This is a genomic window from Streptomyces cinerochromogenes (assembly GCF_014648635.1).
Taxonomy (GTDB): Bacteria; Actinomycetota; Actinomycetes; order Streptomycetales; family Streptomycetaceae; genus Streptomyces; species Streptomyces cinerochromogenes.
In genome coordinates this window covers 1-24,585 of sequence record NZ_BMRM01000004.1, presented here as the reverse complement: position 1 = coordinate 24,585, position 24,585 = coordinate 1, and the positions used below count along the sequence as shown (strand labels likewise).

Genomic DNA, 24,585 nt, shown 5'->3' with positions numbered 1-24,585 from the left:
CGTCCGCACACATCAGGGGGGAACTTCCATGTCCGCGCACTCCGCGCACCACACGTACCGCTCCGCGCCCCGCTCCACCGGCCGAAGCCGTCGGCGTACCGTCCTCGGCGCCCTCACCGCGGCCTGCGCGCTCGTCCTCACCGCGACCGGCTGCGCGGCCACCACCTCGTCGGCCGCGACCGAGCCGACCCGCCCGGCCACCCCGCACCGGTCCGCCGCGCCCGCCCGGACCGCGCCCGCCGTCCCCGAGCCGGCCGCCCTCGCCGGAGCCAGGGTCAACGTCGGCGAGGGCGCCACCGTCGGCGTCGGCATGCCGATATCCGTGACCTTCCCGCACCCGGTCCCGCCCGCCCAGCGGGCGGCGGTGGAGCACTGGCTCGCCGTCGGCACCGAGCCCGCCGTCTCCGGTGCCTGGAGCTGGGTGAAGGACCGCAACCTGCTCGACGGGCAGCGCGTCGACTACCGTCCGCCCGCCTACTGGAAGCCCGGTACCCGCGTCACCCTGCGCGTCGGCACGCACGCCGTACGGCACTTCGCCGTGGGCCGCTCGCTGACCGCGACCGTCGACGTGCGCCGCCACACCATGACCGTCACCGAGGACGGCAAGCCCGTGACCCGTATCCCGGTCACCGCGGGCCGGCCCGGCCTGGACACCTGGAACGGGACGATGGTGGTGATGGACAAGCAGCCGAAGGTCTACATGGACTCGCGGACCGTCGGCCTCGGCGACGCCTACCACGGCTACTACGCCTGGGCGGTGCACGTCACCGCCTCCGGCACCTACGTCCACCAGAACCCCAACGCCGACACCTACGCCGGCCGGTCCAACGTCACCCACGGCTGCGTCGGCCTCGCCACCGACGGCACCGCCGAACGCTTCTACCGGCGGGTCGTCCCCGGCGACGTCATCCGTGTCACCGGCTCCCTGGAGACGGTGGAGGCCGGCAACGGCTACGGCGACTGGAACCTCACCTGGTCCCAGTGGCTGGCCCACAGCGCCTCGAAGAACTAGCCCGTCAACTCGACGTGCGGTCTTGTCAGTTGAGGCACCCTCTCCTAACTTAAGTGCGCTGTTAAGTGTGTTTAACCCGTCACTTGAGCGAGGTCGCCGTGCCGTACCGCGCAGGACCGCACCGCCGTCGGGCCCGTACCGCCGCCGTCGCCCTCGCCGTCGTGGCGGCGTGGGCCGGCGGGGCCGTTCCGGGGCGGGCCGAGGGGGCCGTCCCGCCGGATCGGATCCAGCGCGTCGAGTACTTCCCGGGCCCCGGGGCGGTGCCGCGCCAGGTGACCGTCCCGGCGGACGCGCCGGCCGCCGGGGCCGCCGGCCGGGTGCCGGGCCCCGGCCCGTCCGGACCGGCGGTGCGGCCGCTCCAGCGGACCGGTCCGGTCTCCGGACGGCTCGACCTGGTGGTGATGGGTGACGGCTACACCGCCGACGAGCAGGACGAGTTCGCGGCGGACGCCGAGGAGAAACTCGACGCGATCTTCCGTATCGAGCCGTACCGGAGCTACCGCGGCCTCTTCGACATCTGGCTGGTCGACGCGGTCTCCCCCGAGTCCGGGGTCTCCGGCGACCCGACGGCCGACGTGGTGCGGAGGACCGCGCTCGGCTCCTCCTTCTTCTGCGACGGCGTCGAACGGCTGCTGTGCGTCGACACCGGCGCGGTCACGCGGTACGCCGCCCTGGCCCCGGACGCCGACATCGTCTTCGTCGTGGCCCACTCCGCCAAGTACGGCGGCGCCGGCTACTCCGCCCCCGACCTGCCGCCGGGCTCCCCCTTCCACGGCGTGGCGACGATGTCCTCCGGCAACGACCGGTCGTACCTCATAGGAGCCCATGAACTGGGCCACTCCATCGGCGGGTTGGCCGACGAGTACCAGTACCCGGGCTACGGCGCCTACCCCTGGACCGAGGAGCCCGCCGCGGCCAACCTCACCCTCCACCGCGACCCGGCCGAGGCGAAGTGGGCCCGCTGGGCCGGGGTCCAGGACCCGACCGGCTCGGTCGTCGGGACGTACGAGGGCGGCGGCTACTACGAGACCGGCGTCCACCGCCCGACCGACACGTCCCTCATGCGCACCCTGGCCTCGACCGAGTTCAACGTCGTGGGACGCGAGGCGATGATCGCCGGCTTCTACGCCGACGCGGACGCGCTGACCTCCGCCGTCCCGACCGCCGAGCCGGTGCGCGCCACCCGGCCCCTCACGGTGCGCCTCGCCCCGCTGACCGGCCTCGCCGACCTCCGCCTCACCTGGTCCGTCGACGGCAGGCCCGTCCCATGGGCGGCCGGCCTGCGCTCGGTGACCCCGCGCGCGCTGGGTGTCCGCGGTCACGGGCACCGGGTCACCGCGGCCGTGACCGACCGTACGGCCGCCCTGCGGGACCCGGCACTGCGCGCCCGTGCGGCCGACTCCCTCACCTGGACCGTACGGTGAACCCGCCCGGCCCGGCCGCTCGGTTCAGCGCGTCGAGGGCCGCGAGGACGTCGGCGGGCTCGGCGCGGGCGGTGTAGTCGGTGTCCACGAAGGCCCAGCGGACGGTGCCCGCCCGGTCGATGACATAGGTGGCCGGCAGCGGCAGCGGCAGCGGCAGCGGCAGGGTGCGCGGGTGGCCGCGGCGCCTGTCACGGCCGAGGCGCGCGGGCAGCTGGCCCCGGGCGCCGACCCGGCCGCCGCCGCCGACCTGCTGGCCCTGCTCGCGTACGGCGTGAACCTGCGCTCCCGCGCCGGAGCCGACGCGCGGTCCCTGCACGGCACCGTGGCCGCCGCCCTGGACTCCATCGGCCGGCCGGCGCCTGAACTGCGGGGGCATCCGGGCGGGGGCTGACGCGCTGCGGGGGCGAGGTCCTTCATCAGGCCTGCCTCCCTCGGCCCGGGTGGTTCCGGTGGGTTCCGGGCCGGGCTCAGAGGCTGCGGGCGGTGATGTCTCCGTAGCCGGTGGTCGCGTGGAGGGTGAGGCCGGCAGCGCCGTCGGTGTTCGCGAGCGCGTTGTGGATCCGTCCGTGGGCGGTCCCGGCGTCGAGGGAGGCGGAGACCCCGCGGGCGGCGCCGACCGAGATGTCACCGTGCTCGGTGCGCAGCGTGACCGCACCGCGCACGGCCTCGGCGATGCGCAGGTCACCCTTCTGGGTGCTGATGTCGGCGGGTCCGCCGAGCCGGCCGACCGAGATGTCACCGGCCTGGACGCTGAGGCGGGCGCTCGCGGTCTCGTCGAGCTTGACCGTGGCCTGCTGCCCCTCGAAGACGACGTCACCGAGCCGTCCGACGCCCCGCAGCTCGGCACTGGCGGCCTTGGCCTCGACGCGGGAGCCGGCGGGCAGCTGGACGGTGACCTCGACGGACCCGGACGGTCCGAGGATCCGGTTGCGGACCTGACCGCCGCCGATCCGCAGAACCCCGTCGCCGTAGCCGACCTCGATCCCCTCGGCCGCCTTCACGTCCCGGCCGAGGGAGGCGTCCGCGGGCAGGACCTCGACCGTGGTGTCACCCCGGTCGGCGGCGATGAACCGGACGCGTCCCGCGGGGATGTCGAGGACGACCGAGACCGGGGCGGGGGTGGCGAACTTCTGCATGGTGCGCTCCTTTGTCCACGCCGGCCGCTGGCCCGGCGCCGCTTGTTTCTGACAATGGAAACGCTACGTTGCGTTCATAGTGATGGCAACGAGAGAGTTGCGTGCTAGGTAAGTAATTGCAGGTCAATGGAGGTAAATCGTTGCAACGCCCTGCCGTCGAACGCAACGTCTCCCCTGTCCTGCTGTTGCAATGACATGGGGGTGAAGGCTATGCTGAGGTCGCCGGAGAGCGAATGAGGGACCGACCACGAAGGAGGCGGGATGCCGGGAGGCAGGCTCACTCAGCAGGAACGCCAGCAGATCGCGCTGGGACTGGCGGACGGCCTCGCCTACGCGGAGATCGCCAGACGCCTCGACCGCCCCACCTCGACGGTCACCCGGGAAGTGATGCGCAACGGCGGCCCCACCGCCTACCGCGCCGACCTGGCCCACCGCGCCACGGAACAGCGCGCCCACCGCCGCAGGCGGACGGAACCCCGCGGGCCGCAGGCACCGGCGCCGGCCCACGGGCGCGACGCGGAGGCGGTGCGCGCGTACGAGGAGCTGCTCACCACCGTGCTCATGCAGTCGGGCGCGCCGAAGATGATGTCCCGGGTGCTGGCCTGCCTCTACACCACCGACGCGGGCAGCCTCACCGCGTCCGAACTGGTCGAGCGCCTCCAGGTCAGCCCGGCGTCCGTCTCCAAGGCGATCGCGTTCCTGGAGAGCCAGGGCCTCGTCCGCAGGGAACGCGACGAACGCCGCCGCGAGCGCTATGTCGTGGACGACGACGTCATGTACGAGTCCATGATGGCCAGCGCCCGCGGCACCGCCCACCTCGGCGAAACCGCCCGCCAGGGCGTCGGCGTCCTCGGCCCCGGCACCCCGGCCGCCGTCCGCCTGGAGAACATCGCCCGCTTCGTGGACTTCATCTCCGAGAGCATCGTCCGCGCGGCGGAACAGGCGCGGGAGATCCTCCACAGCAAGCCGGGCGCGACGTCGGGCGACGCCGCGGAGCGGCCCTAGCCGGACGTCCGCCCCGCCCCGGCCGCGTCACCAGCCGAGCGCGTCCTCCCCGGCGAGCGGGGCCCGGACCGGGGCGACCGGGGGCGTGTCGTGGCAGGTGAAACCGAGGCGGGTCAGGGCCCGGCGCATCTCGGTGACCGTGAAGTCGCGGCGGTTCTGCCGGGTGATCACCTCTCCGACCTGCATCACCGGGTAGACCTGACGGCCGATGGTGACGGAGACGTTGGTGACGGGTTCGGGCGTGATGCCGCTCATGGACTGTTCGACCTCACTCTTGATCAGGTCGAACGGGAAACGGGCGATGACACAGCGCATGGATGCCTCCTGGCTACGGGTTGTTCCTCCGGGCGGGCCGGCGGCCCCGGGCGGCGGTGGGCCGGGCCCTGCGGCGCCGTCCCGTGGATCCGCCGCCCTCGCGCGGTCCGTCGGCCGGCGCGGCGATGGTGACGGGCTCGCCGGAGGGGGTCCGGGCCCCGGTGATGCGGTGCAGCTCGGCCTCGCCCGGGCGGACCCGGGCGGTGCTCGGAGTGATGCCGGCGTCGGCCATCAAGCGGTCCATCGCGCGCCGCTGGTGCGGCAGGACGAGGGTGACCACGGTGCCGGACTCGCCGGCGCGTGCGGTACGGCCGCCGCGGTGCAGGTAGTCCTTGTGGTCGCCGGGCGGGTCGACGTTCACGACGAGGTCGAGCCCTTCGACGTGGATGCCGCGGGCGGCGACGTTGGTGGCCACCAGAGCCGTGACCTGGCCGTCCTTGAACTGCGCGAGCGTCCGGTTGCGCTGCGGCTGGGACTTGCCGCCGTGCAGGGCCGCGGCACGCACACCGACGGACAGCAGGTGCCTGGCCAGCCGGTCCACCGCGTGCTTGGTGTCCAGGAACATGATCACGCGTCCGTCGCGGGCGGCGATCTCGGTCGCGGCGGAGTGCTTGTCGTCGTCGTGCACGTGGAGCAGGTGGTGCTCCATCGTGGTGACCGCTCCCGCGGACGGGTCGACGGAGTGCACGACCGGGTCGTGCAGGTAACGGCGCACCAGGAGGTCGATGTTGCGGTCCAGGGTGGCCGAGAACAGCAACCGCTGGCCGTCGGCGGGGACCTGGTCGAGCAGCGCGGTGACCTGCGGCATGAAGCCCATGTCGGCCATCTGGTCGGCCTCGTCCAGGACGGTGACGGCGACGTGGTCCAGCTGGCAGGCCCCTCGTTCGATGAGGTCCTTGAGCCGGCCGGGCGTCGCGACGACGACCTCGGCGCCGGAGCGCAGGGCACTCGTCTGGCGGCCGATCGACACCCCGCCCACCACGGTGGCGAGCCGCAGCCGCAGCGCGCGGGCGTACGGGGTGAGCGCGTCGGTGACCTGCTGGGCCAGTTCCCGGGTCGGTACGAGGACGAGGGCGAGCGGCTGCCGGGGCTGGGCCCGCTGTCCGTCCAGACGGGCGAGCACCGGCAGGCCGAAGGCGAGCGTCTTGCCCGAGCCGGTACGACCCCGGCCCAGGACGTCGCGGCCCGCCAGCGCGTTCGGCAGCGTGGCCGCCTGGATCGGGAACGGCATGGTCACGCCCTCGGTGCGGAGGGCGGCCAGCAGCCGCGCGGGCATGTCGAGTTCCGCGAACGTCTCGACCGCCGGCAGCGGTTCGGTGAGGGTGACCGGCAGGGCGAACTCCTGACGGCGGGGAGCGGAGCGTGCGCCCTGGCCGGTCTTCCGTCCGGTGCCGGGGCGGGGGCCCTGGCGGCCCGTGCCCTGGGCACGGAAACGGCTGCCGGGGGCGGAGCCCGTCGAACGCGCGGACCTGTCCGAGCGACGGGTGCGGTTCATGGAGGAACCTTCCTCGATGCGGCGTATCGAGGAATTCCTTCCGGCGGTGACGACCGCGCGAGGATTCGCAAGAATGAGCCGAAGTAAAAAAGAAAAAGCCTGCAGAATGCAGCAGAAATGATGAATGGGCTGGGGCCCGCACCCCAAGAGCGCGGGCCCCAGCCACATCATGCGTGAGCCATGGGCTCACGACGTGATCGCGTCAGCGTCAGGCGGGAACGATGTTCTCGGCCTGCGGGCCCTTCTGGCCCTGGGTGACGTCGAAGGTAACCTTCTGGCCTTCCTGAAGCTCGCGGAAGCCCTGGGTGGCGATGTTCGAGTAGTGGGCGAAGACGTCCGGGCCGCCACCCTCCTGCTCGATGAAGCCGAAGCCCTTTTCCGCGTTGAACCACTTCACGGTGCCAGATGCCATATTGAATCTCCCTTGGGGGGCAGTGCCGGACTTCGCACCTTGCGAAGCCGAGTCGCCGCGATGATCACCCCTCCGGAAAGATCCGGAAAGCTCTGCAAAGAATGAATCTCTGGCAACCAAAACTGCAACTGCTATCACGCTAACACAGGCCGGATGGCAGTGGCGAGACGTTTTCGCTGGTGTCTCGAAAGCATCATCCCGCGCCTGTGTGTATTTCTGTAGCGGCGAGACTAGATATTCGCGCCGTGCTCACCCGGCTTCTCGTCCAGCTTCCGGCGTATGTCCTGGTTCAGGCGGAGGGTGTCGTCCAGCTGGTCCTCGAGGGAGACGATCCGGCACGCGGCTTCCACGGGGGTGCCCTGGTCGACCAGCTCACGGGCGCGGGCGGCGACGCGCAGCTGGCGGCGGGAGTAGCGGCGGTGGCCGCCCTCCGAGCGGAGCGGAGCGATCAGCCCGGCTTCGCCGACGGCCCGGAGGAAGGCGGGGGTGGTACCGAGAACGTCGGCGGCCCGCCCCATGGTGTAGGCGGGATAGTCGTCGTCGTCCAGGTTGCCGGCGACAGAGGCGTTCTCAGCGGGCATAGCACCTTCGTTCCGGGGACGCGGCGAGGGCTCGTGGCGTGCCTGGCGCCGTCCCTCCGAAAGATCCGGCACCATCCGCGTCGTCCTACAACCCTAACTCCGGCGGACACGGAGATGTGGACTCGCCGTGACAGATTTGCTCGGCCCTCCGCGCGGGTCGTCCACCCGCGCCCGCCCGGCCTCCACGACCGCGTCGGGGTGAACGGACGTCCGCGGTCAGGTTGCGGTTTTCCCTCCGGGATCCAGCATGGATCCAGGATGAACGTGACCGACGAGGACGGGCGGCTGCGCTGTCTGGTCACCGGTGCCACCGGTTACCTGGGCGGCAGGCTGGTCCCGGAGCTGCTGGCCCGCGGCTACGCCGTGCGGTGTCTGGCCCGCTCGCCCGGCAAGCTGCGGGACCACCCGTGGGCCGGCCGGGCGGAGATCGTGCGCGGGGACGTGACGGACGAGGCGTCCGTGCGCACGGCGATGCAGGGAACGGACGTCGCCTACTACTTGGTGCACGCGCTGGGCACGGGGCGGGGTTTCGAGGAGAGGGACCGGCGCGCGGCCAGGATCTTCGCCGAGCAGGCGCGCGCCGCCGGGGTCGGGCGGATCGTCTACCTCGGCGGGCTGACCCCCTCCGGGGTACCCGAGCACGAGCTGTCGCCCCACCTCCGCTCCCGCGCCGAAGTGGGCCGCATCCTCCTCGCCTCCGGGGTGCCGACCGCCGTGCTGCGGGCAGCGGTGATCATCGGTTCGGGTTCGGCGTCGTTCGAGATGCTGCGGTATCTGACCGAGCGGCTCCCCGCCATGGTGACGCCGAGCTGGGTGCGTACCCGCATCCAGCCGATCGCCGTCCGCGACGCGCTCCGCCTGCTCGTGGGGTGCGCGCGGCTGCCCCACGACGTGAACCGCGCCTTCGACATCGGCGGGCCGGACATCCTCACGTACCAGGAGATGATGCAGCGGTACGCGGCCGTCGCCGGCCTGCCCCGGCGGGTCATCCTCCCGGTACCGCTGCTCACCCCCCGGCTGTCCAGCCTGTGGGTCGGGCTGATCACCCCGGTGCCGGGTGCCCTCGCCCGCCCGCTGGTGGAGTCGCTCAGGCACGAGGTGGTCTGCGCCGAACAGGACATCGTCCGCTACGTCCCGGACCCGCCGGAGGGCTCCCTCACCCTCGACCAGGCGATCCGGCTGGCTCTCCGGCGCGTGCAGGACGCGGACGTGGCCACCCGGTGGTCCTCGGCATCGACTCCCCGCGCCCCCAGCGACCCGCTGCCGACCGACCCCGGCTGGGCGGGCGGAAGCCTCTACACGGATGACCGTGAGCGCACGGTCGCGGCGTCGCCGGAGGCGCTGTGGCGGGTGGTCGAGGCGATCGGCGGCGAGAACGGCTGGTACTCCTCACCGCTGGCCTGGTCGCTGAGGGGGTGGCTGGACACGCTGGTGGGCGGTGTGGGCCTGAGAAGGGGCCGCCGGGACGCGACCCGGCTGAGGGCCGGCGACAGCCTGGACTTCTGGCGCGTGGAGGAGATCGAGCCGGGCCGGCTGCTCCGCCTGCGGGCGGAGATGCGGCTGCCGGGCCTGGCCTGGCTGGAGATGACCGTCGCCCGGGACCCGCAGGGACGCACGGTGTACCGGCAGCGGGCGCTGTTCCATCCGCACGGACTGGCCGGACACGTGTACTGGTGGGGCGTGGCGCCCTTCCACGCCGCCGTCTTCGGCGGCATGATCCGCAACATCGCCGCCGCGGCCGAGTCGGCCGCCGGGGAACCGGCCCGTAGCCACTGAGGGGGCTCAAGGAACCGTGCGTGTCTCGGTCGCCCTGTTCACCGCGGACCTGCGGACGCACGACAACCCGGTCCTGGTGGCCGCCCTCAGGGACGCGGAACGCGTGGTCCCGCTCTTCGTCGTCGACACCGGCGTCCGCGGCACCGGTTTCGTCGTCCCCAACCGGGCGGCGTTCCTCGCCGACAGCCTGGCCGACCTGGACGGCGCCCTGCGCGCCCGCGGCGGCCGGCTGGTGGTGCGCGTCGGCGACGTGGTGGAGGAGACCTGCCGGGTGGCGGCGGAGACCGGGGCCGGGGAGGTCCACATCGCGGCCGGGGTCAGCCGTTACGCGGCCCGGCGCGAGGACCGGCTGCGCGCGGAGCTGGCCGGCGACCGGCGCGCACTGCGGGTCCACGAGGCCTCGGTGACGGCCGTACCGCCCGGGGCGCTGACCCCTGCGGGCAAGGACCACTTCGCGGTCTTCACACCGTACTTCCGCCGGTGGGAGAGCTTCGCCGTGCGGGGCGTCCTGCCGGCTCCGGACGCGGTTTTCGTGCCGGACGTGCGATCGGCCGGCCTGCCCCGCGCGGGGTCCCTCGCACCGGGCCCCGCGTCGCCGGGGCTGCCCGCGGGCGGGGAGTCCGAGGCCCGCCGCAGACTGCGGTCCTGGCTGGCGGGCCCGCTGTCCGCCTACGACGACCGCCACGACGACCTGGCCGCCGACGCCACCTCCAGGCTCTCCGCTCACCTGCACTTCGGCTGCCTCTCCCCGACCGAACTGCTGCACCGGGCCCGCGCCCAGGACAACCCCGGGGCGCACGCCTTCGTGCGGCAGCTCGCCTGGCGGGACTTCCACCACCAGGTCCTGGCGGCCCGCCCCGACGCGGCCGACCACGACTACCGCCCCCGGCACGACCGCTGGCGGCACGCCCCGGAGGAGACCGAGGCCTGGCGGGAGGGCCGTACCGGCTACCCCCTCGTCGACGCGGCCCTGCGGCAGCTGCGCCACGAGGGCTGGATGCCGGGCCGGGCCCGCCTGCTCGTGGCGAGCTTCCTGGTCAAGACGCTCTACGTGGACTGGCGGGTGGGGGCCCGCCACTTCCTGGACCTGCTGGTCGACGGCGACATCGCGAACAACCAGCTCAACTGGCAGTGGGTCGCCGGGACCGGCACGGACACCCGCCCCAACCGGGTCCTCAACCCGCTCGTCCAGGCCCGCCGTTTCGACCCCCGGGGGGAGTACGTGCGCCGCTGGCTCCCCGAGCTGAGCGGCCTCGACGCCCGGACGATCCACCGTGTCCCGCTGCTCGACGCCGCCGACCGTGCGGGCCTGGACTACCCGGCCCCCGTCGTGGACCTCGCGGCGGCCGCCGCCCGCTTCAGGGAGGGACGGTCACCGGGGTAGCGCGTCGCCGGCGAAGAGGGTCGCGGCCACGTGGTGGGTGTCGGCGTACTCGACCACGGAGACGATCCTGCCGTCGCGCACCGTGTAGATGCCGAGGCAGCGGTTGTCGTACGTGCCGCCGTGGACCGTCTCGGCCCTGGACGTCCACTCGGCCACCACGCGGTCGCCCTCGGCGATCGTGCCGACCAGCTCGATCTCCAGGGTGCCGGGGACGAAGACCGTTCCCATGCTGCCGAGGAAGTCGTTGATGATCTCGTCGCGGCCGCGCCACACCCTGGAGACGGGCAGGCTGCCCGGGTAGTGCCAGGTCGCGTCCTCGGCGAAGCTGTCGTGGATGACGTCGGCGTCACCGTCGCGGACGGCCTCGACGTAGCGGATGACGACGGCCCTCGGGTCGTTGCTGGTCATGGGGGTGCTCCTTCGGTTGTTCTCGCGTCCGGTTCTCGGGCTGCAGGGGTGGATCAGGGCGGGGCGGTCAGGACACGGTGAGGACGGCCTTGCCGCGGATGCGGCGGTCGCGCAGGTCGGTGAGGGCGGTCGCGGTGCCGGCCCAGTCCGAGACGCGGCCGATCTCCGGGTGCAGGCGGCCTTCGGCGGTCAGCCGGACGAGTGTCGCCAGGTCGTCGTCGAGGCGGGTGTCGGCGTCGAGGTAGTGGAAGTGGCGGATGACGGCCGATTCGGGCCCGGTGAAGAAGTCGAAGAAGTCGAGCGTCGCCGGTGTGCGGCCGGCCTGCCCGAACCAGATGAGCGTGCCGCGTCCGGCGAGCCGTGCCAGCGCGCGGGGGAGCGCCTGGCCGCCGGTCGACTCCAGCACGATGTCGTACGGGCCCCGCGCGTCGGCGACGTCGTGGACGACCTCGGCGGCACCGAGTTCGACGAGCCGGGCGCCGCGTGCGGCGTCCCTGGTCACGGCGGTCACCTGGGCGCCGGCGGCGGCCGCGAGCTCGGTGACGAAGTGGCCCACGCCCCCGGAGGCACCCGTCAGCAGCACCCGCCGGCCGAGCACCGGTCCGGCGGTGCGCAGCAGCCGCAGCGCGGTGAGCCCGGCCAGCGGCAGTGCCGCGCCCTGGAGCACGGAGACGCCGTCCGGCAGCTCGGCGAGCGCGCCGGTCGGCACCGCCGCGTACTCCGCCCAGCCGCCCGCCATGGGGTGGCCGACGACCCGGGTGATCCCGGACGGCCCGCTGCCGTCCGCGGCGGGCTGGACCACCAGGCCCGCGATGTCCTTGCCGGGGCGGTCGCCGGGGGCGGGCTTCTCCAGCTTGAACGTCTCGCCCCGGTTGACCGAGAACGCCTCGACCTTGACCAGCGCCTCGCCGGGACCCGGTGTCGGCTCGGGCACGTCGGCGAGGACGACCGGCTCGGCGGGGTCCCCGGTGGGCACGAAGGCCTTCATGGTGGTTCAACTCCTCGGTGTCCTGCGGCCGTGGTGTCCGGCGGCCGTTCCTCCGCGTCGCTTCCGGGACCATCGGACCGTGCGGAGGGGCGCACCGGCCAACAACCCGGTCGCCTGGCCGACAACGCCGGGTTGTCGCATAAGGTCGGCGGCATGGACCTCGACCTCACGCTGGTCCGCGCCTTCGTCGCGACCGCCGGGACACTGCACTTCGGGCGGGCCGCCGAGGAGTTGGGCACCAGTCAGCAGGTGGTCTCCAAACGCGTCGCGCGGCTGGAGGGCGTGCTGGGCGCGCGGCTGTTCGAGCGCCAGGGCGGTGTCCGGCTCAGCGAGGCGGGGGAGCGGTTCCTGCCGGCCGCGCGTGAGGTGCTGGCGGCGGGGGAGCGGGCGGTCGCGGCGGTGACGGGCGCCGGTCCGGCCGTACGGATCGATACGTGGGGGCATCTGTACGCGCCGATGCGCACGGTCGCCGAGGCGGTACGGACGCTCGGCGCGGTGCGGTGGGAGCCCGGCCCGGGACGGGACTGGCCGTCCGTCGCCCAGGCCCTGCTGCGCGGCGACACGGATCTGGGGTTCGGCCGGGTGCACCCGCTGCCCGACGGCCGGGACGCGGGACTCACCCAGCGTCTGGTGCGGCTGGAGCCCGTCGACGCGGTGGTCGGCCCGTCCCACCCGCTGGCCGCCGCCGACGCACTGCGCCCGGCCGACCTGCGCGACAGCGTCCTGGTGTGCCCGGCCGAACTGGACCGCCTGGACTTCCTGCGCCGCTTCGCCGAGGCGTTCCGGATCACGCGCCGCCATGACGGCCCCAACCTGGGCCTGGACCACCTGGCCCAGCACCTGCGCACCGCCCCCGACGGCTTCACCGTCTTCCCCGCCGACGTGCCCCTGCCGGACCACCTGGGCCTGCGCTCCATCCCGCTGGTCGAGCCGACCCCGCTGTACGCGTGGTCGCTGGCCTGGCGGGAGTCGTCCCGCCACCCTCTGCTCGGCTCCCTGCTGCGCGGCTTCAGCGCATCCGGCCGTACCCGGCGCTGGCTGGAGTACCGGCCGCGGCGCGACTGGCTCCCGGACACCGACCACCCGAAACTCGCGGGCCGCCCGGCCCCCGGCCGGTAGGACCCAGGCGTCAACCCTCCGGCCGCCGGGGCCACGGCCGTCAACCCTCCGGCCGCCAGGGCCACGGCCGTCAACTCACCGGCAGGGCAGGGCCCCGGCCGTCAACCCCCGGCCGGTGGGGCCCCGGGACGTCATGCCCCCGCCGGCCAGGGCACCGGACCCCCGGGCGCGCGCCGTGCGGCCCCGCGCGACGGCTTCCCGCGATCGCTCCGGACATGCGCCGGGTCCCTCCTTCGGAGACATGACGCACAGCCCCGGCAGAACGGGCCGGTACGGGGTATCCGAGTCGGAGAGAGGACGGTCGGAACACACTGTTGCCGTTTGACAACAATAGCCGTCAGGCAACAAAGTAGCCGTGTCGGATGTGCACGGGGAAGGACCAGGGATGCTCCGGTGGACGGAGACCACTCCGTGTGCCGGCCACCCTCGCCGAGAGGCGGCGGTGGCGCGGGTGCCGCGAACGGCGGCTCAGGCTGTCTGGCTGCCCGGGTCCGAGGCGTCGCCGAGTATCTGCGTCGCCGCCGTGGCGCAGAACGCCTCCAGCCCCTCCATCAGCGCGATCCGCTTGGCGGCGGGCATATCCGCCAGCACCTTGCGCAGCTCCCTCTCCCTGCGGGCCCGCAGGTCGGCGAGGAAGGCGCGGCCCCGGCTGCTGAGGTGCAGGCGCACCTCCCGCCTGTCCTCCGGGCTCGCCACCCGCTCGACGAACCCGGCGGCCTGCAGCCGGTCGCACAGCCTGCTGGTGGAAGGCGGCGTGGAGGCCAGGTACTCGGCGAGCGTGCGCAGGTTGATCCCGTCGTGGTGCTCCAGGATGTGCAGCACACGCAGTTGGGACGCGGAGGTGGGCGCGGTCGAAGCGCGGCCCCACACGACTTCCAGCAGCTCGACGGCCGTGGTGGTCACGCGCGCGACCTCATCGGGCTCTGAGCGGCGGCGGAAGGCAGTCACGGTCACACTCTCGCAGGCACTGGGGTGCCTGTCAGCGTACTAGGCGTGCACGCTGGCCACGGGTGACCGGGGTGACCGACGCGGCTCGTGCAGGAGCCCGGCCTCTTGGGTGAGGCACCTACGTTGTCCGGTGAAGGATTGGTGGATATCCCCCATGAACAGATTCGTGGCCGCTGAACGCGCGCTGCGCACAGCGGCTCCCCACGCGTTGCTCGACGCCACCCGTGCCGTACTGATGGAGCAGTACGGCGCGGAGGACGTCGAGCTGCTCATGGCCGACTACGGCCTGAGCGTGCTGCAGCCGGTGCCGGTGCTGCCGCACACTCCTGAGCCGGTGCCGCCGCACGAGCCGGAGCCGGTGCCGGTGCACAACAGCCCGGCCGGCCGTGCCTTCGGCTCCCAGCGGCCGTACTGCGAGGACGGCCGCGACGGGCGGGTGCGCCTGCACCTCCCCGTCAGTGTGCGCGGCGACCGGCTCGGGGTGCTGACCGTGACGCTGCCCGGCGCCGACGCCGTTCGCCGCTGGGAGCCGGAGCTGGCCGACATCGCCGGTGTGCTGGGGCACGAGGTGGTCGTGGCCGAGCGCGACACCGACCTCTATCTGCAGGCGCGCCGCAAGGACCGGCTCACCCTGGCCGCCGAGATGCAGTGGCAGCTGCTGCCCGGCCGCTCCTGCTCCCGCCCCGAGTACGAGCTGGGGGCGCAACTGGAGCCGGCGTACGCCATCTTCGGTGACAACTTCGACTGGTCCGCCACCGCCGACCGCCTGATGCTGTACGTCACCAACGGCATGGGGGAGGGCATAGAGGCGTCGCTGCTGACCAACCTGGCCATCAACGCGCTGCGCAACGCCCGGCGCGCCGGTATCTCCATCGCCGACCAGGCGGCCCTGGCGGACCAGGCCGTCTACGCCCACTACCGGGGCCGCTGCTACCTGTCCGTCCTGATGTTCGACTTCGACCTGGCCACCGGCCGGACCCGTGTCGTGGACGCGGGCTCCCCCCAGCTGCTGCGGCTGCGGGACGGCTCCGTGGAGCGTGTCACCTTCGACGCCCAGCTGCCCCTGGGCATGTTCGAGGAGACCGACTACGTCGCGCAGGACTTCCAGGTCGAGCCCGGTGACCGTCTCGTCTTCGTCAGCGACGGAGTGCACGCGGTGTCCTCCCCGAAGGGGGAGGCGTACGGGGACTCGGCGCTCGCCCGGGCGATCCACTCCACGCGGCTGCTGCCCGCCGCCGAGGTGCCGCGCGCGATCCTGCGGGAGCTGACCGGCCACCGCGGCAGGCCCGTAGCGGACGACGACGCCCTGGTCGTGTGCCTGGACTGGCACGGGAAGCCGGCCGGCGCGTGAACGGCGGGACCGCCCGGTTGTGACGATCGCGTGTGGTCCGCCCCCGCGCCCTCGCACCATCCCTTGTCGTGCGGCAATAATTGCCGGACGGCTCGCCCGTCGGGTGGTCGCAAGCCCTCGCAGCAGGGAGACGATGCAGGTGGCGGAGCACCCCACGACGCCCGAGGGGGCGCATGACCTGGGCGTCTTCCCGGAACGGCACCGCGAGCGGACCGCCCGGCGCCGGGCGGTGATCGTGGACCGGCGGGCCCGGTACGCCGTCGTCGACGTCACCGGCGTACCGACCGCCGACTCGTCCGCGGCCCGGCAGCCGGTGAAGACGGTCGCCGCTGCCCGTCCGGAGGTCGCGGAGCGCATCGTCCCCGGTGCCCGTCCCGCCCTCGCGCGGACCACCGTCCGCCTCGGCATCGACCCCGGGCCGGTCACCACGCGGGCCGGTCTCGCCGACGCCCTGGCGTACGCGCTCACCCGGCAGGGCGCCGTCGTCCCACCGGCTCCGGCCGCGGGAGCGGGCCCGCGGTGACCGGCGCCTCCGCCGCCCGTCCGGGACCCGCGCCGGTGCCGGTACCGGTCGGCGGTGTCGTGGCCGACGTCTCCGGCGCGGGGACGACCGACTCCTTCCTCGGCCGCGTGCTGGGCCACGGCCCCCCGGCGACTTTGTCCGCTCACCCGGAAGAGGGTGCGTGATGCATGCCCCACTCGTTCCCACCGCCCGCCTGCCCATCGGCTCGGACGCGGACCTGGCCCGGGTGCGCCGCCGGGTGCGCCAGGCCGCTGCCGGCCTCGGATTCCGCCTGGTCCAGCAGACGAAGCTGGTGACCGCCGTCAGCGAACTGGCCCGCAACACCCTCGTGCACGGGGGCGGCGGCCACGTGGAGATGACGCTCCTCGGCGACGGCGCACGTCGCGGGCTGCGGCTGGCCTTCGTCGACGCGGGCCCCGGCATCCGCGACGTCGACCTGGCGATGACCGACGGCCACACCTCCGCGGACGGCCTCGGCCCGGGGCTGAGCGGAGCCAGGCGGCTCGTCCAGGAGTTCGCCCTCGACAGCACCCCCGGCCGGGGCACCACCGTCACCATCACCGACTGGGTCTCCGGTCTGCCCTCGCCGCGTGCGGGGGCGCCCTGAGCGGGGCCGGAACGCCCGGTCCCCGAGAGCACCGCGCCCTTCGCCCCCACGGGCGTGCGACGCGGCCGCCCCGGTCATCCCCTTCCCGGAGGCCGGCCCCGACCGTCACGGCCGCCGCACCCGCGCCGGTCAGCCCCGCAGCCCGTCGGGCCGCCGACCCGTACCGCCGGTCCCCCCGGTGCCCCCGGTACCGTCCTGAGCGGCCAGGAACGCCCGCATCCCCCTGCCCAGCGCCTCCCGTTCGGCGGGGCCCATGCGGGCGAGGACCACGGCGAGCGCCTGTGATCTGCGCTCGGCCACCTCACCGAGCACCTGTCGGCCGCGCCCGGTGAGGACCAGCTGCACCTCCCGCCGCCTGTGCGGATGCAGCAGGCGCTCCAGCAGACCCGCCGCCTCCAGCCGGTCGCACAGCCGGCTGGCGGTCGGCGGCCCTATCTCCATGCCCTCCGCCAACGCGGTGAGATTGAGCCCCGGTTCGGCCTCCAGGATCCGCAGGGCCCGCAACTGGTGCGGGGACAGCCGCAGACTGGCCCCCTGCGCGGCCACCGCCCACAGGTTCGCGAGGGCGTCCACGGCATCGGCGATCTCCCGGGCGACGGACGGGAGATCGTCACCCGGGCCGTTCGGCTGGTCGTCCCCGAAGCCGGTGAGACGCGTCACGAACACATCGCTTTCGGTAATGGCCTGCCCGTATGGATACAACCTTCACTGAAATGCGGTACCCGAGGAGCCGCCGGGCAAGCGCACTCCTCGACGGGGCGGCGCCGCATCCGCCCACGGCCCACGGGAAGACCATACGCACGCGGTTCCCAGGACAGTGGCCGGAAAGGGATCCGCGGCCCGGCCCGATCGCCACCACGGGGGACAGGACGGATCGCGGCCAGTAGGCTTCGTTCATTGCCCTATGGCAACAAGGAGCTCCGAGAGGCTCGGCCGAGGCGTTGGAGGGGGAAGCAGGGACGGATGCTCCCAACACAGCATGGGCTTGTCGGCGTACGGGTCGCCCCCGGGACCGCCGCGGTGGCGGGCGCGGCCTGGGCCTGGCAGGAGCCCTCGGTGCTCCTGATCGAGGACGACGAGGCGGACGCCCTCCTCGTGGAGGAACTCGTCGCCGACTGCTCCCCGGGGATGCGGCTGACCTGGGTGCGGTCCCTGGCCGAGGCGTGCTCCGTACTCGCGGCGGAGGCGCCGGACTGCGTCCTGCTGGATCTGCACCTGCCCGACTCCCACGGGCTGGACGGCGTGGCCCGGGTGCGGCAGTGCGCGGACGTCGCGGTCGTGGTGCTGACCGGGCTGGCCGAGGAGAGCACCGGACTGGCGGCGGTCGCCGCGGGCGCACAGGACTACCTGGTCAAGGGACGCGTCGAGGCGGAGCTGTTCGGCCGGGCCGTCAGGTACGCCATCCAGCGCAAGCTGGCGGAACAGGCGGCCGCGGCCCTGCAGGCGGGCCAGCTGCGTGCGGAGGAGAACCGCCGGCTGGAGCGCGGGCTGCTGCCCACACCGCTGCTCCGCGACGCGACGGGCCTCGAGGTGGTCGCCCGCTATCTGCCCGGCCGCGAACAGGCCCTGCTCGGCGGCGACTTCTACGACGTCGTACAGACGCCGGACGGCCGTGTGCACGTGCTGATCGGCGACGTCTCGGGACACGGCCCCGACGAGGCGGCCCTCGGCGTGGGACTGCGCATCGCCTGGCGCACCCTCGTGGTCAGCGGTGCCACCGGCGCCCGGCAGCTGAGCACGCTGGAGGAGATCCTCGTGGCCGAACGCACCGGTGAGCAGATCTTCGCCACGCTGACCAGCCTGGAACTGCTGCCGGACGGCCGCTCGGCGCGGGTGATGCGCGCCGGCCACCCCGGCATGCTGTTGCGCGCCGGCGACAGCGTGGACTGGGTCGAGGTGCCGGGAGGACCGGCGCTCGGGGTGCTGCCGGGCGGTACGGCCCGCTGGCCGGTGGCCGACCTCACCCTGCCGGACGGCGCGGGAGTCGTCCTCTTCACCGACGGCCTGTTCGAGGGCCGGACCGGGCCCGGACGCGAACGGCTCGGCGAGCAGGGCCTGTGGGACCTGGCCCGCTCGCTGGCGACCCTGCCGGCGGAGGCGTTCGTGGACGAACTGATCGGCCGTGCCGAAGCACTCGCCGAGGACCACGGCGGTCTCGCCGACGACGTGGCCGTGCTGCACCTGCGGTGGCACCGGCAGCCCGAGTGAACGAGGAATCGTGACGGTGACAACGTCCCCCGCATCCCCCCGCCCCCGCCGACGCAGCCGCATCACCGTGCAGGGCTGGTTCCACCTGGCGCTCGCTGTGATGATCGCCCTCGTGGCGACCGGCTCGGTGGTGGGCGCGGAGCTGCTGGCGCGGACCGCGCGCGTCTCCGACCAGCTGATCGAGGACATCCAGCCGGCCCGTGCCGAGGCGCTCCGCCTGCAGAACGCCCTGCTGAACCAGGAGACGGGCGCCCGCGGCTACGTCCTCGCCGCGGACCGGCAGTTCCTCACCCCGTACACCGAGGGACGGCGGGCCGAGAAGGACTCCGCCACCCGTCTGCGGCGCCGCATAGGTGACCGCCCGGTCCTGCGCCAGGACCTGGAGACCATCGAGCGCGCGGCGGCCGACTGGCGCCGCACGTACGCCGATCCCCTGATCGCGGGCGTCACCCCGGGCGCCCCGAGGCCGGCCGGCAAGTCCACCACCGAACGCGGCAAGGCGGCCTTCGACCACATCCGCACCCTGTTCGGCACGCAGAACAGACACCTGGCCGAGGCCAGGGAAGAGAACCGGAGCGAGCTGGCCCACATCCGCACCGTACGGAACTGGGTGCTGGCCGGCATGGTCGCCGCCTTCCTGATCACGGCCGTGGTCCTGGCCGTGCTGGTGCACACCCTGGTCGCCCGGCCCCTGGCCGGCCTGCGCACCGCGTCGCGCCGGGTGGCCCAGGGCGACTTCCAGCACCACATCCCCGCCGAGGGACCGGCCGACATCCGGGCCATGTCCGACGACGTCGAAGCCATGCGCCTGCGCCTGGTGACCGAACTCGACGCCTCCCGCGTCCAGCACGAGCACCTCACCCGGCAGGCAGCCGATCTGGACGCCCAGGCGGTGGAGCTGCGCCGGTCCAACGCCGAGCTGGAACAGTTCGCCTACGTCGCCTCCCACGACCTGCAGGAACCGCTGCGCAAGGTCGCCTCCTTCTGCCAGCTGCTCGAGAAGCGGTACGGCGACAAGCTCGACGAACGCGGCACGCAGTACATCGAGTTCGCCGTGGACGGCGCCAAGCGCATGCAGACCCTCATCAACGACCTGCTCACCTTCTCCCGGGTCGGCCGGGTCAACGACGCCCATGTCCCCGTCTCCCTGGGGCAGACCCTGGACAAGGCGGTGGCCAACCTCACCGCGGCGGCCGAGGAGTCCGGCGCCGTGATCCAGCGCCCCGCCGAACTGCCGGAGATCACCGGCGACCCGATGCTGCTGGTCATGCTCTGGCAGAACCTGATCGGCAACGCCATCAAGTTCCGCCACCCCGACCGCGCCCCCCACATCGAGATCACCTGCGAGCGGGACCCCGAGGCCGCCCCCGCCCCCGACGCCGATGCCGGCGGCGAGACCTGGCGGCTGAGCGTGACGGACAACGGGATCGGCATCCCGGAGGAGTTCGCCGAGAAGGTCTTCGTCATCTTCCAGCGCCTGCACGGCCGGGACGCCTACAGCGGTACGGGCATCGGCCTGGCCCTCTGCAAGAAGATCGTGGAGTTCCACGGCGGCCGCATCTGGATCGACACCACCCACACGGGCGGCACCCGCTTCTGCCTCACCCTGCCCACCACCCCGGCCGGCGTCCCCGCCCCACCCGACGCGGCGGCCCCCGCCCGCACCACCTTGGAAGGACAACCCGCATGACCACGCCCGGCGCCCGGCCCATCGAGGTGCTCCTCGTCGAAGACGACCCCGGCGACGAGCTGATGACCAGGGAGGCGTTCGAGGACAACAAGATCGGCAACACCCTGCACGTCGTACGCGACGGCGAGGAGGCGCTGGACTTCCTCTACCGCCGTGGCGCCCACACGCAGGCGCCGACCCCCGACCTGATCCTCCTGGACCTCAACCTGCCCAAGTACGACGGCCGACAGGTCCTGGAACGCATCAAGTCCGACCCGGACCTCGCCCACATCCCCGTCGTCGTCCTGACGACGTCCTCCGCCGAGGAGGACATCCTGCGCAGCTACAAGCTGCACGCCAACGCCTACGTCACCAAGCCCGTCGACCTGGACCAGTTCATCGCCGCGGTCCGCCAGATCGACGAGTTCTTCGTGACGGTCGTACGACTGCCCCGGCCGTACCCGATGCAGAGGTGAGGCGGGTCAGCCGGTGGCGAGCATCCCCGAGCGCAGACGCGCCAGGATGCGCGAGATGAGCCGCGAGACGTGCATCTGCGAGACGCCCAGCTCCTTGCCGATTTCCGCCTGGGTCCGCTCCTCGACGAACCTCAGGTGCAGGATCCGCCGCTCCCGCTCGTCCAGACCGGCGACGAGCGGGGCGAGGGCGTGGAAGTCCTCCACGAGTTCGAGGGCGGTGTCCTCCTCGCCTATGAACTCGGACAGGGCCGCCTCGCCGTCCTCGGCGTCACCGGTGATCACGGCGTCGAGGGAAGCGGAGTTGTAGCCGTTCGCCGCGACCTGGACCTCCATGACCTGTTCCTCGGTGAGGTTCATCAGCGCGGCCAGCTCGGAGACCCGCGGAGCACGCCCCAGCCGGCTGCGCAGCTCCTCGCTGGCCTTGGCGAGTTCGGTACGCGCCTCCTGCAGCCGCCGCGGCACGTGCACGGACCAGGACGTGTCCCGGAAGAACCGCTTGATCTCGCCGACGATGTACGGCACCGCGAAGCTGGTGAACTGCACCTCGCGGGACACCTCGAACCGGTCGATCGCCTTGATCAGACCGATCGTGCCGACCTGGACGACGTCCTCCATGTCCTGACCGCTGTTACGGAACCGCCGGGCGGCGAAGCGCACCAGGGACATGTTCATCTCGATGAGGGTGTTGCGCGCGTACTGGTACTCGTGCGTCCCCTCCTCCAGCACGGCGAGCCGCTCCAGGAACGTCTTGGTCAGCTCACGGGCATCCTGGGGCGCGACCTTCTGCGGATCCTCGATCCCGGGCAGCTCCGTACCGGAATCCGTACCGGAATCGGTCGTCGTGCCGACGAGCACCGTCGTCATCCCAGGCCCTCCCTGCCGTCCGCGCCCGCTCCGCGAGCAGGTCGTCAAGGCCGCGCCTACCCGGCCGGCGAGAGATCATGTGTCCGGAGAGGAGACCCGGACCGCGGCGAGCCGAATAAGCTCTGCTGTCATGTCGAACCCGGATGAGCTGCTCGTCGCCATCTCCGCCGCGGTGGAGTCCGAGCGAAGCAATCAGATGTCGCTGACCGTGGTCGTCGGCGGTGCCGTCATCACCGGCCGACTGGCTCCGGAGGTCGTGTGGAGGGAGCGGGTGGCGGAGGTCCTGAAGGACTCGGACCGTCTCGGTCCGTTCTCGGACGTCTTCGCCCGCGGACCGCGAGGCAACCGACCCGGTGGCGCCGGTACCGGCGAGGCTCCCACGCACCTGCACTTCCATCTCGCCCGGATCCTGCAGGGCAGCCTCGGGATCCCGGAGTCGGGCGGCATGTACCGAGTCGCGATCAAGGACGTCAGCGCCTGGACCGTGGGCGATCTCAGCTACTTCGACCAGTGAGACGCCGTCTCCACCCGGCCGAACCATGGGACTGACCTACGGCTACGACATCCACCTGCGCCCCCGGAACCTCGCCAGGGCACTGACGGCCCTGGCCGGCCTGGCGCCACCCACCCGTGCCGTACAGCCGCTCGGTCTCACCCTGCCCCACGGTGACCGGCTCGTCCTCCCGTTCACGTCCCGCTTCGGGAGCGAGCCGGTCGACTGCTCCACGCGCAGCACGGCCGAGCTGGACATGTCCCTCATGTTCGACGCCGACGACGCCCTGCGCGCGTACACGGCGGCGGGCGGCCCCGAACCGGACGCGGACGGGCGCATCCGCATCGGGTACGTCTACGCGACGATCCGTTTCGAGTCCTTCCTGCACCCGGGTTACGCGTCGGTGGAGTGCTGGGCGGCGACCACACGGATGAGCCGCCTGTTCGCGCGGTCGGCTTCCGTCAGGAAGGCGTTCACCGACGTCACCGCCGCCGCCGGCGGAGTGTGCTGTCTGTTCGACACCGGCGACGGCGGTCCCGGACACGTGTGCTGGCTCAACGGCGAGACCACTCACGAGACGGTTCCCGGCCCCCGCTTCCCGGACCAGCGGGCACTCGTGGCGACGTGGCCCGACCCCGGGGACTGAGCACCGGCGGCGCCCGGCTCGGCGGGGGCTCGGCCGCCCCGAGCGAGGGTGCGCCCACGCGTCCTCGACGGCCGGCCAGGGCCCCGAGCAGGACAGATGCACGGGCTCTATGCGCGGCCCGGGCCGGGAACGGGAATGGCCGGTTTCCCCCTCGGAAACACAGGCGTGTCCGCGGGCACGGAGGGCAACCGGATACCACGTAACGGTCGCTGAGCGCATCTACGGTCACGACGGGTGACCGGCGGCAGGGAGGTGGATGCGATGTGGTGGGTCTGGCTGGTCGTCCTCGTCGCGGTGGTGGCGTTGCTCGCCGGGACGACGGCCCTCGTTCAGGCACGGCGCCGGTCGGGGACGGTGATCGCCGTCAACCGCGGTCGGGCCGGCCGGGGAGGCGGACGGTGAACACGCTCGTACTCGCCTCCGAGCTGTCCGGACGAGTGGTGGTGACACTCGGCGGGGAAGCGGTGGCACAGATCAAGGACGTCGTCTTCGACGGGCCGGCGGGCCGGATCACCGGTTTCACCCTGAGCGGGCGCGGCCTGCTGGCCGGGCCGCTGAAACAGAGCCTCCCCTTCTCCCATGTGCACGCGGTCGGACCGTCGGCGGTGATGATCGTCAGCCAGGCCCTCTTCGAGGACAGGGACGCGGTCGTCGGACGCGGCGAAGCCGATCGCGGCCGAGTCCTGGGAGCCCCGGTCCTCACCGAGGAGGGCACCGACATCGGCACCGTGGCGGACGTGGTGATCGAGACGGGGACGAGCGGCCGGGTCGTCGGCTTCGAGGTCGCCGCCAACGACAAGCTCGACCGCCGGCACCGCAAGGTGTTCGTGCCGCGGGGCCAGTCACTGGCCGTCTCCGGTCAGGCCCTCGTCGTTCCCGCGCAGGCCCAGCGCTTCGTCGCCGACGACCTGCCCAGCTTCGCCGCCCAGGTCGAAGCCTTCCTCACCCACATGCGGCGCCGCTGACCCGGCACCGCTCCGCCCGACGAAGGAGGACCCGCGTTGCTCTTCTCCCAGGCCTTCGGTCTACCGGTGATCACAGCCGACGACGCGACGACCGTCGGCAAGGTGGCCGACCTGACCGTCGACGCACGCAACGCCACGGTGGCCGCGGTGCGGTTGTCCGGGGCCGCCGACCACGCCGAAGCGCTGACGTGGAGCGCCGTGGAAGCGGTGGGCCCGGACGCGGTGATCGTCCACTCACGCGTCACGGCCGAACAGGGACAGGACCGCGTGCCCGCCCACCACCGGATACTCGGGAGCCGGGTCCTGACCGAGCACGGCGACGAGCACGGAACGGTCAGGGACGTCGCCTTCGACCCCGCTTCCGGTCGCCTGCTCACGCTCTACACCGCCCTCGGCGAGATCGCCGGCCCGCGCCTGATGGGCCTCGGCCCCTACGCGGCGGTGGTGCGCGCCGAGCCCGCCTGAGACCGGTCGCCCCCGCGCACCCCGGAAGCTTGACGCCCGTCGGCAACGTCCGTACTATATTCAGGTTGCCCGGAGCAGTCACTGCTCCACGGCGGAATTCACCGCCGCTGAAGGCGACACAGCAAACAACCGACGCGGTCTCCCAGCGGGACTGGATTCGAGCATGTCCGCATGCGTGAATTCGGCTCCATCACCTCGATTATGAGGAGCCGGAAGAATCCGCTAAGGTTGAGACGTCGGAACGGCCCAACGGCCGCGAAGACAAACCCCGCTGACCGGGGATCAGACGCCGAAAGGATCTGATAGAGTCGGAAA

Annotated in this window: 27 protein-coding genes and 1 pseudogene; 17 read left to right on the top strand and 11 right to left on the bottom strand. The window is 72.9% G+C overall.

The features are described from left to right. Nucleotides 1–28 precede the first annotated feature (28 nt). Nucleotides 29–1,012, top strand: coding sequence for a L,D-transpeptidase (locus IEZ20_RS09175; RefSeq protein WP_189296334.1), 984 nt, complete (start codon nt 29–31; stop codon nt 1,010–1,012). An 83-nt stretch (nt 1,013–1,095) separates the two neighbouring features. After that, entirely contained in the window at nt 1,096–2,436 is a 1,341-nt protein-coding gene (locus IEZ20_RS09170; protein WP_229895988.1) for a M64 family metallopeptidase, read from the top strand. Here the strand turns inward: IEZ20_RS09170 and IEZ20_RS40580 are convergent. Then, nucleotides 2,417–2,635, bottom strand: a pseudogene (locus IEZ20_RS40580) (hypothetical protein); the annotation flags it as partial. The gene IEZ20_RS09170 and the pseudogene IEZ20_RS40580 sit on opposite strands and share 20 nt — an antisense overlap. Nucleotides 2,636–2,903: 268 nt before the next feature. Next, entirely contained in the window at nt 2,904–3,572 is a 669-nt protein-coding gene (locus IEZ20_RS09160) for a DUF4097 family beta strand repeat-containing protein (protein ID WP_189296332.1), read from the bottom strand. Between the two features lie 261 nt (nt 3,573–3,833). Between IEZ20_RS09160 and IEZ20_RS09155 the strand changes: the two genes are divergently transcribed. Beyond that, complete coding sequence (locus tag IEZ20_RS09155; RefSeq protein WP_189296329.1) at nt 3,834–4,577, top strand: helix-turn-helix domain-containing protein; 744 nt, start codon at nt 3,834–3,836, stop codon at nt 4,575–4,577. Between the two features lie 27 nt (nt 4,578–4,604). On the opposite strand, the gene IEZ20_RS09150 is transcribed toward IEZ20_RS09155, so the two are convergent. The 4 genes from IEZ20_RS09150 to IEZ20_RS09135 all read right to left on the bottom strand — a co-directional run bounded on the left by IEZ20_RS09150 (nt 4,605) and on the right by IEZ20_RS09135 (nt 7,380). Then, the gene (locus IEZ20_RS09150) at nt 4,605–4,892 is read right to left on the bottom strand and encodes an SCO5918 family protein (protein WP_189296327.1); all 288 of its coding nucleotides are present in this window, start codon (nt 4,890–4,892) and stop codon (nt 4,605–4,607) included. Nucleotides 4,893–4,905: 13 nt separating this feature from the next. Further along, nucleotides 4,906–6,387: a DEAD/DEAH box helicase gene (locus IEZ20_RS09145; protein WP_189296325.1), complete on the bottom strand. Its 1,482-nt coding sequence runs from the start codon at nt 6,385–6,387 to the stop codon at nt 4,906–4,908. A 208-nt stretch (nt 6,388–6,595) separates the two neighbouring features. After that, nucleotides 6,596–6,799, bottom strand: coding sequence for a cold-shock protein (locus tag IEZ20_RS09140; protein WP_031482971.1), 204 nt, complete (start codon nt 6,797–6,799; stop codon nt 6,596–6,598). 230 nt (nt 6,800–7,029) lie between these two features. Next, nucleotides 7,030–7,380, bottom strand: a complete 351-nt coding sequence (locus IEZ20_RS09135; RefSeq protein ID WP_189296322.1) for a helix-turn-helix domain-containing protein — start codon at nt 7,378–7,380, stop codon at nt 7,030–7,032. A gap of 258 nt (nt 7,381–7,638) precedes the next feature. On the opposite strand from IEZ20_RS09135, the gene IEZ20_RS09130 reads away from it, so the two are divergent. Then, nucleotides 7,639–9,156: an SDR family oxidoreductase gene (locus tag IEZ20_RS09130; protein WP_189296320.1), complete on the top strand. Its 1,518-nt coding sequence runs from the start codon at nt 7,639–7,641 to the stop codon at nt 9,154–9,156. Nucleotides 9,157–9,172: 16 nt separating this feature from the next. Continuing rightward, nucleotides 9,173–10,540: a cryptochrome/photolyase family protein gene (locus IEZ20_RS09125; protein WP_189296318.1), complete on the top strand. Its 1,368-nt coding sequence runs from the start codon at nt 9,173–9,175 to the stop codon at nt 10,538–10,540. Here IEZ20_RS09125 and IEZ20_RS09120 read toward each other — a convergent pair. Together IEZ20_RS09120 and IEZ20_RS09115 are read right to left on the bottom strand one after the other, a co-directional pair. Next, nucleotides 10,529–10,948, bottom strand: a complete 420-nt coding sequence (locus IEZ20_RS09120; protein ID WP_189296316.1) for a nuclear transport factor 2 family protein — start codon at nt 10,946–10,948, stop codon at nt 10,529–10,531. The two genes, IEZ20_RS09125 and IEZ20_RS09120, sit on opposite strands and share 12 nt — an antisense overlap. Before the next feature lie 67 nt (nt 10,949–11,015). Then, nucleotides 11,016–11,936 (bottom strand): zinc-binding dehydrogenase, encoded by a 921-nt coding sequence (locus IEZ20_RS09115; protein ID WP_189296314.1) that lies wholly within the window; start codon nt 11,934–11,936, stop codon nt 11,016–11,018. A 153-nt stretch (nt 11,937–12,089) separates the two neighbouring features. Between IEZ20_RS09115 and IEZ20_RS09110 the strand changes: the two genes are divergently transcribed. Further along, nucleotides 12,090–13,055 (top strand): LysR family transcriptional regulator, encoded by a 966-nt coding sequence (locus IEZ20_RS09110; protein WP_189296312.1) that lies wholly within the window; start codon nt 12,090–12,092, stop codon nt 13,053–13,055. A gap of 468 nt (nt 13,056–13,523) precedes the next feature. On the opposite strand, the gene IEZ20_RS09105 is transcribed toward IEZ20_RS09110, so the two are convergent. Next, nucleotides 13,524–13,958 carry a MarR family transcriptional regulator gene (locus IEZ20_RS09105; protein WP_189296310.1) on the bottom strand — a complete coding sequence of 145 codons (435 nt, stop codon included), beginning with the start codon at nt 13,956–13,958 and terminating at the stop codon, nt 13,524–13,526. A gap of 199 nt (nt 13,959–14,157) precedes the next feature. Between IEZ20_RS09105 and IEZ20_RS09100 the strand changes: the two genes are divergently transcribed. From IEZ20_RS09100 to IEZ20_RS09090, 3 genes are all read left to right on the top strand, one after another. Further along, complete coding sequence (locus IEZ20_RS09100; protein ID WP_189296308.1) at nt 14,158–15,354, top strand: PP2C family protein-serine/threonine phosphatase; 1,197 nt, start codon at nt 14,158–14,160, stop codon at nt 15,352–15,354. Between the two features lie 139 nt (nt 15,355–15,493). Then, entirely contained in the window at nt 15,494–15,877 is a 384-nt protein-coding gene (locus IEZ20_RS09095; RefSeq protein WP_189296306.1) for an STAS domain-containing protein, read from the top strand. A gap of 163 nt (nt 15,878–16,040) precedes the next feature. Further along, nucleotides 16,041–16,484 (top strand): anti-sigma regulatory factor, encoded by a 444-nt coding sequence (locus IEZ20_RS09090; protein ID WP_189296303.1) that lies wholly within the window; start codon nt 16,041–16,043, stop codon nt 16,482–16,484. 129 nt (nt 16,485–16,613) lie between these two features. Here the strand turns inward: IEZ20_RS09090 and IEZ20_RS09085 are convergent, their stop codons facing one another. Further along, entirely contained in the window at nt 16,614–17,144 is a 531-nt protein-coding gene (locus IEZ20_RS09085) for a MarR family winged helix-turn-helix transcriptional regulator (RefSeq protein ID WP_189296980.1), read from the bottom strand. Nucleotides 17,145–17,447: 303 nt separating this feature from the next. Between IEZ20_RS09085 and IEZ20_RS09080 the strand changes: the two genes are divergently transcribed. The 3 genes from IEZ20_RS09080 (at nt 17,448) to IEZ20_RS09070 (ending at nt 20,837) form a co-directional block, all read left to right on the top strand. Continuing rightward, nucleotides 17,448–18,692, top strand: coding sequence for a PP2C family protein-serine/threonine phosphatase (locus IEZ20_RS09080; protein ID WP_189296301.1), 1,245 nt, complete (start codon nt 17,448–17,450; stop codon nt 18,690–18,692). A gap of 100 nt (nt 18,693–18,792) precedes the next feature. Next, on the top strand, nt 18,793–20,382 hold the full coding sequence (locus IEZ20_RS09075; protein ID WP_189296978.1) for a sensor histidine kinase: 1,590 nt from the start codon (nt 18,793–18,795) through the stop codon (nt 20,380–20,382). Continuing rightward, complete coding sequence (locus IEZ20_RS09070; RefSeq protein ID WP_189296299.1) at nt 20,379–20,837, top strand: response regulator; 459 nt, start codon at nt 20,379–20,381, stop codon at nt 20,835–20,837. The genes IEZ20_RS09075 and IEZ20_RS09070 overlap by 4 nt, the downstream gene beginning before the upstream one ends. 6 nt (nt 20,838–20,843) lie before the next feature. Here IEZ20_RS09070 and IEZ20_RS09065 read toward each other — a convergent pair whose 3' ends face one another. Then, entirely contained in the window at nt 20,844–21,701 is an 858-nt protein-coding gene (locus tag IEZ20_RS09065; protein WP_189296298.1) for an RNA polymerase sigma factor SigF, read from the bottom strand. A 130-nt stretch (nt 21,702–21,831) separates the two neighbouring features. Between IEZ20_RS09065 and IEZ20_RS09060 the strand changes: the two genes are divergently transcribed. The 5 genes from IEZ20_RS09060 (at nt 21,832) to IEZ20_RS09040 (ending at nt 24,270) form a co-directional block, all read left to right on the top strand. Further along, complete coding sequence (locus IEZ20_RS09060; protein ID WP_189296296.1) at nt 21,832–22,215, top strand: GvpU-like protein; 384 nt, start codon at nt 21,832–21,834, stop codon at nt 22,213–22,215. Between the two features lie 25 nt (nt 22,216–22,240). Then, the gene (locus tag IEZ20_RS09055) at nt 22,241–22,840 is read left to right on the top strand and encodes a hypothetical protein (protein ID WP_189296294.1); all 600 of its coding nucleotides are present in this window, start codon (nt 22,241–22,243) and stop codon (nt 22,838–22,840) included. Nucleotides 22,841–23,074: 234 nt separating this feature from the next. Continuing rightward, on the top strand, nt 23,075–23,242 hold the full coding sequence (locus tag IEZ20_RS09050; protein ID WP_189297076.1) for a hypothetical protein: 168 nt from the start codon (nt 23,075–23,077) through the stop codon (nt 23,240–23,242). Beyond that, nucleotides 23,239–23,805, top strand: a complete 567-nt coding sequence (locus tag IEZ20_RS09045; protein WP_189296291.1) for a PRC-barrel domain-containing protein — start codon at nt 23,239–23,241, stop codon at nt 23,803–23,805. Before IEZ20_RS09050 ends, IEZ20_RS09045 begins: the two co-directional genes overlap by 4 nt. Before the next feature lie 36 nt (nt 23,806–23,841). Further along, nucleotides 23,842–24,270 carry a PRC-barrel domain-containing protein gene (locus tag IEZ20_RS09040; protein WP_189296289.1) on the top strand — a complete coding sequence of 143 codons (429 nt, stop codon included), beginning with the start codon at nt 23,842–23,844 and terminating at the stop codon, nt 24,268–24,270. Nucleotides 24,271–24,585: the final 315 nt, after the last annotated feature.

What these genes read in the sequence shown, in the direction of transcription:
- IEZ20_RS09175 (WP_189296334.1), top strand. Translation starts at nt 29, where the DNA reads ATGTCCGCGCACTCCGCGCACCACACGTACCGCTCCGCGCCCCGCTCC.
- IEZ20_RS09160 (WP_189296332.1), bottom strand. Translation starts at nt 3,572, where the DNA reads ATGCAGAAGTTCGCCACCCCCGCCCCGGTCTCGGTCGTCCTCGACATC.
- IEZ20_RS09155 (WP_189296329.1), top strand. Translation starts at nt 3,834, where the DNA reads ATGCCGGGAGGCAGGCTCACTCAGCAGGAACGCCAGCAGATCGCGCTG.
- IEZ20_RS09150 (WP_189296327.1), bottom strand. Translation starts at nt 4,892, where the DNA reads ATGCGCTGTGTCATCGCCCGTTTCCCGTTCGACCTGATCAAGAGTGAG.
- IEZ20_RS09145 (WP_189296325.1), bottom strand. Translation starts at nt 6,387, where the DNA reads ATGAACCGCACCCGTCGCTCGGACAGGTCCGCGCGTTCGACGGGCTCC.
- IEZ20_RS09140 (WP_031482971.1), bottom strand. Translation starts at nt 6,799, where the DNA reads ATGGCATCTGGCACCGTGAAGTGGTTCAACGCGGAAAAGGGCTTCGGC.
- IEZ20_RS09135 (WP_189296322.1), bottom strand. Translation starts at nt 7,380, where the DNA reads ATGCCCGCTGAGAACGCCTCTGTCGCCGGCAACCTGGACGACGACGAC.
- IEZ20_RS09130 (WP_189296320.1), top strand. Translation starts at nt 7,639, where the DNA reads ATGAACGTGACCGACGAGGACGGGCGGCTGCGCTGTCTGGTCACCGGT.
- IEZ20_RS09120 (WP_189296316.1), bottom strand. Translation starts at nt 10,948, where the DNA reads ATGACCAGCAACGACCCGAGGGCCGTCGTCATCCGCTACGTCGAGGCC.
- IEZ20_RS09115 (WP_189296314.1), bottom strand. Translation starts at nt 11,936, where the DNA reads ATGAAGGCCTTCGTGCCCACCGGGGACCCCGCCGAGCCGGTCGTCCTC.
- IEZ20_RS09110 (WP_189296312.1), top strand. Translation starts at nt 12,090, where the DNA reads ATGGACCTCGACCTCACGCTGGTCCGCGCCTTCGTCGCGACCGCCGGG.
- IEZ20_RS09100 (WP_189296308.1), top strand. Translation starts at nt 14,158, where the DNA reads ATGAACAGATTCGTGGCCGCTGAACGCGCGCTGCGCACAGCGGCTCCC.
- IEZ20_RS09090 (WP_189296303.1), top strand. Translation starts at nt 16,041, where the DNA reads ATGCATGCCCCACTCGTTCCCACCGCCCGCCTGCCCATCGGCTCGGAC.
- IEZ20_RS09080 (WP_189296301.1), top strand. Translation starts at nt 17,448, where the DNA reads ATGCTCCCAACACAGCATGGGCTTGTCGGCGTACGGGTCGCCCCCGGG.
- IEZ20_RS09075 (WP_189296978.1), top strand. Translation starts at nt 18,793, where the DNA reads ATGATCGCCCTCGTGGCGACCGGCTCGGTGGTGGGCGCGGAGCTGCTG.
- IEZ20_RS09070 (WP_189296299.1), top strand. Translation starts at nt 20,379, where the DNA reads ATGACCACGCCCGGCGCCCGGCCCATCGAGGTGCTCCTCGTCGAAGAC.
- IEZ20_RS09065 (WP_189296298.1), bottom strand. Translation starts at nt 21,701, where the DNA reads ATGACGACGGTGCTCGTCGGCACGACGACCGATTCCGGTACGGATTCC.
- IEZ20_RS09060 (WP_189296296.1), top strand. Translation starts at nt 21,832, where the DNA reads ATGTCGAACCCGGATGAGCTGCTCGTCGCCATCTCCGCCGCGGTGGAG.
- IEZ20_RS09055 (WP_189296294.1), top strand. Translation starts at nt 22,241, where the DNA reads ATGGGACTGACCTACGGCTACGACATCCACCTGCGCCCCCGGAACCTC.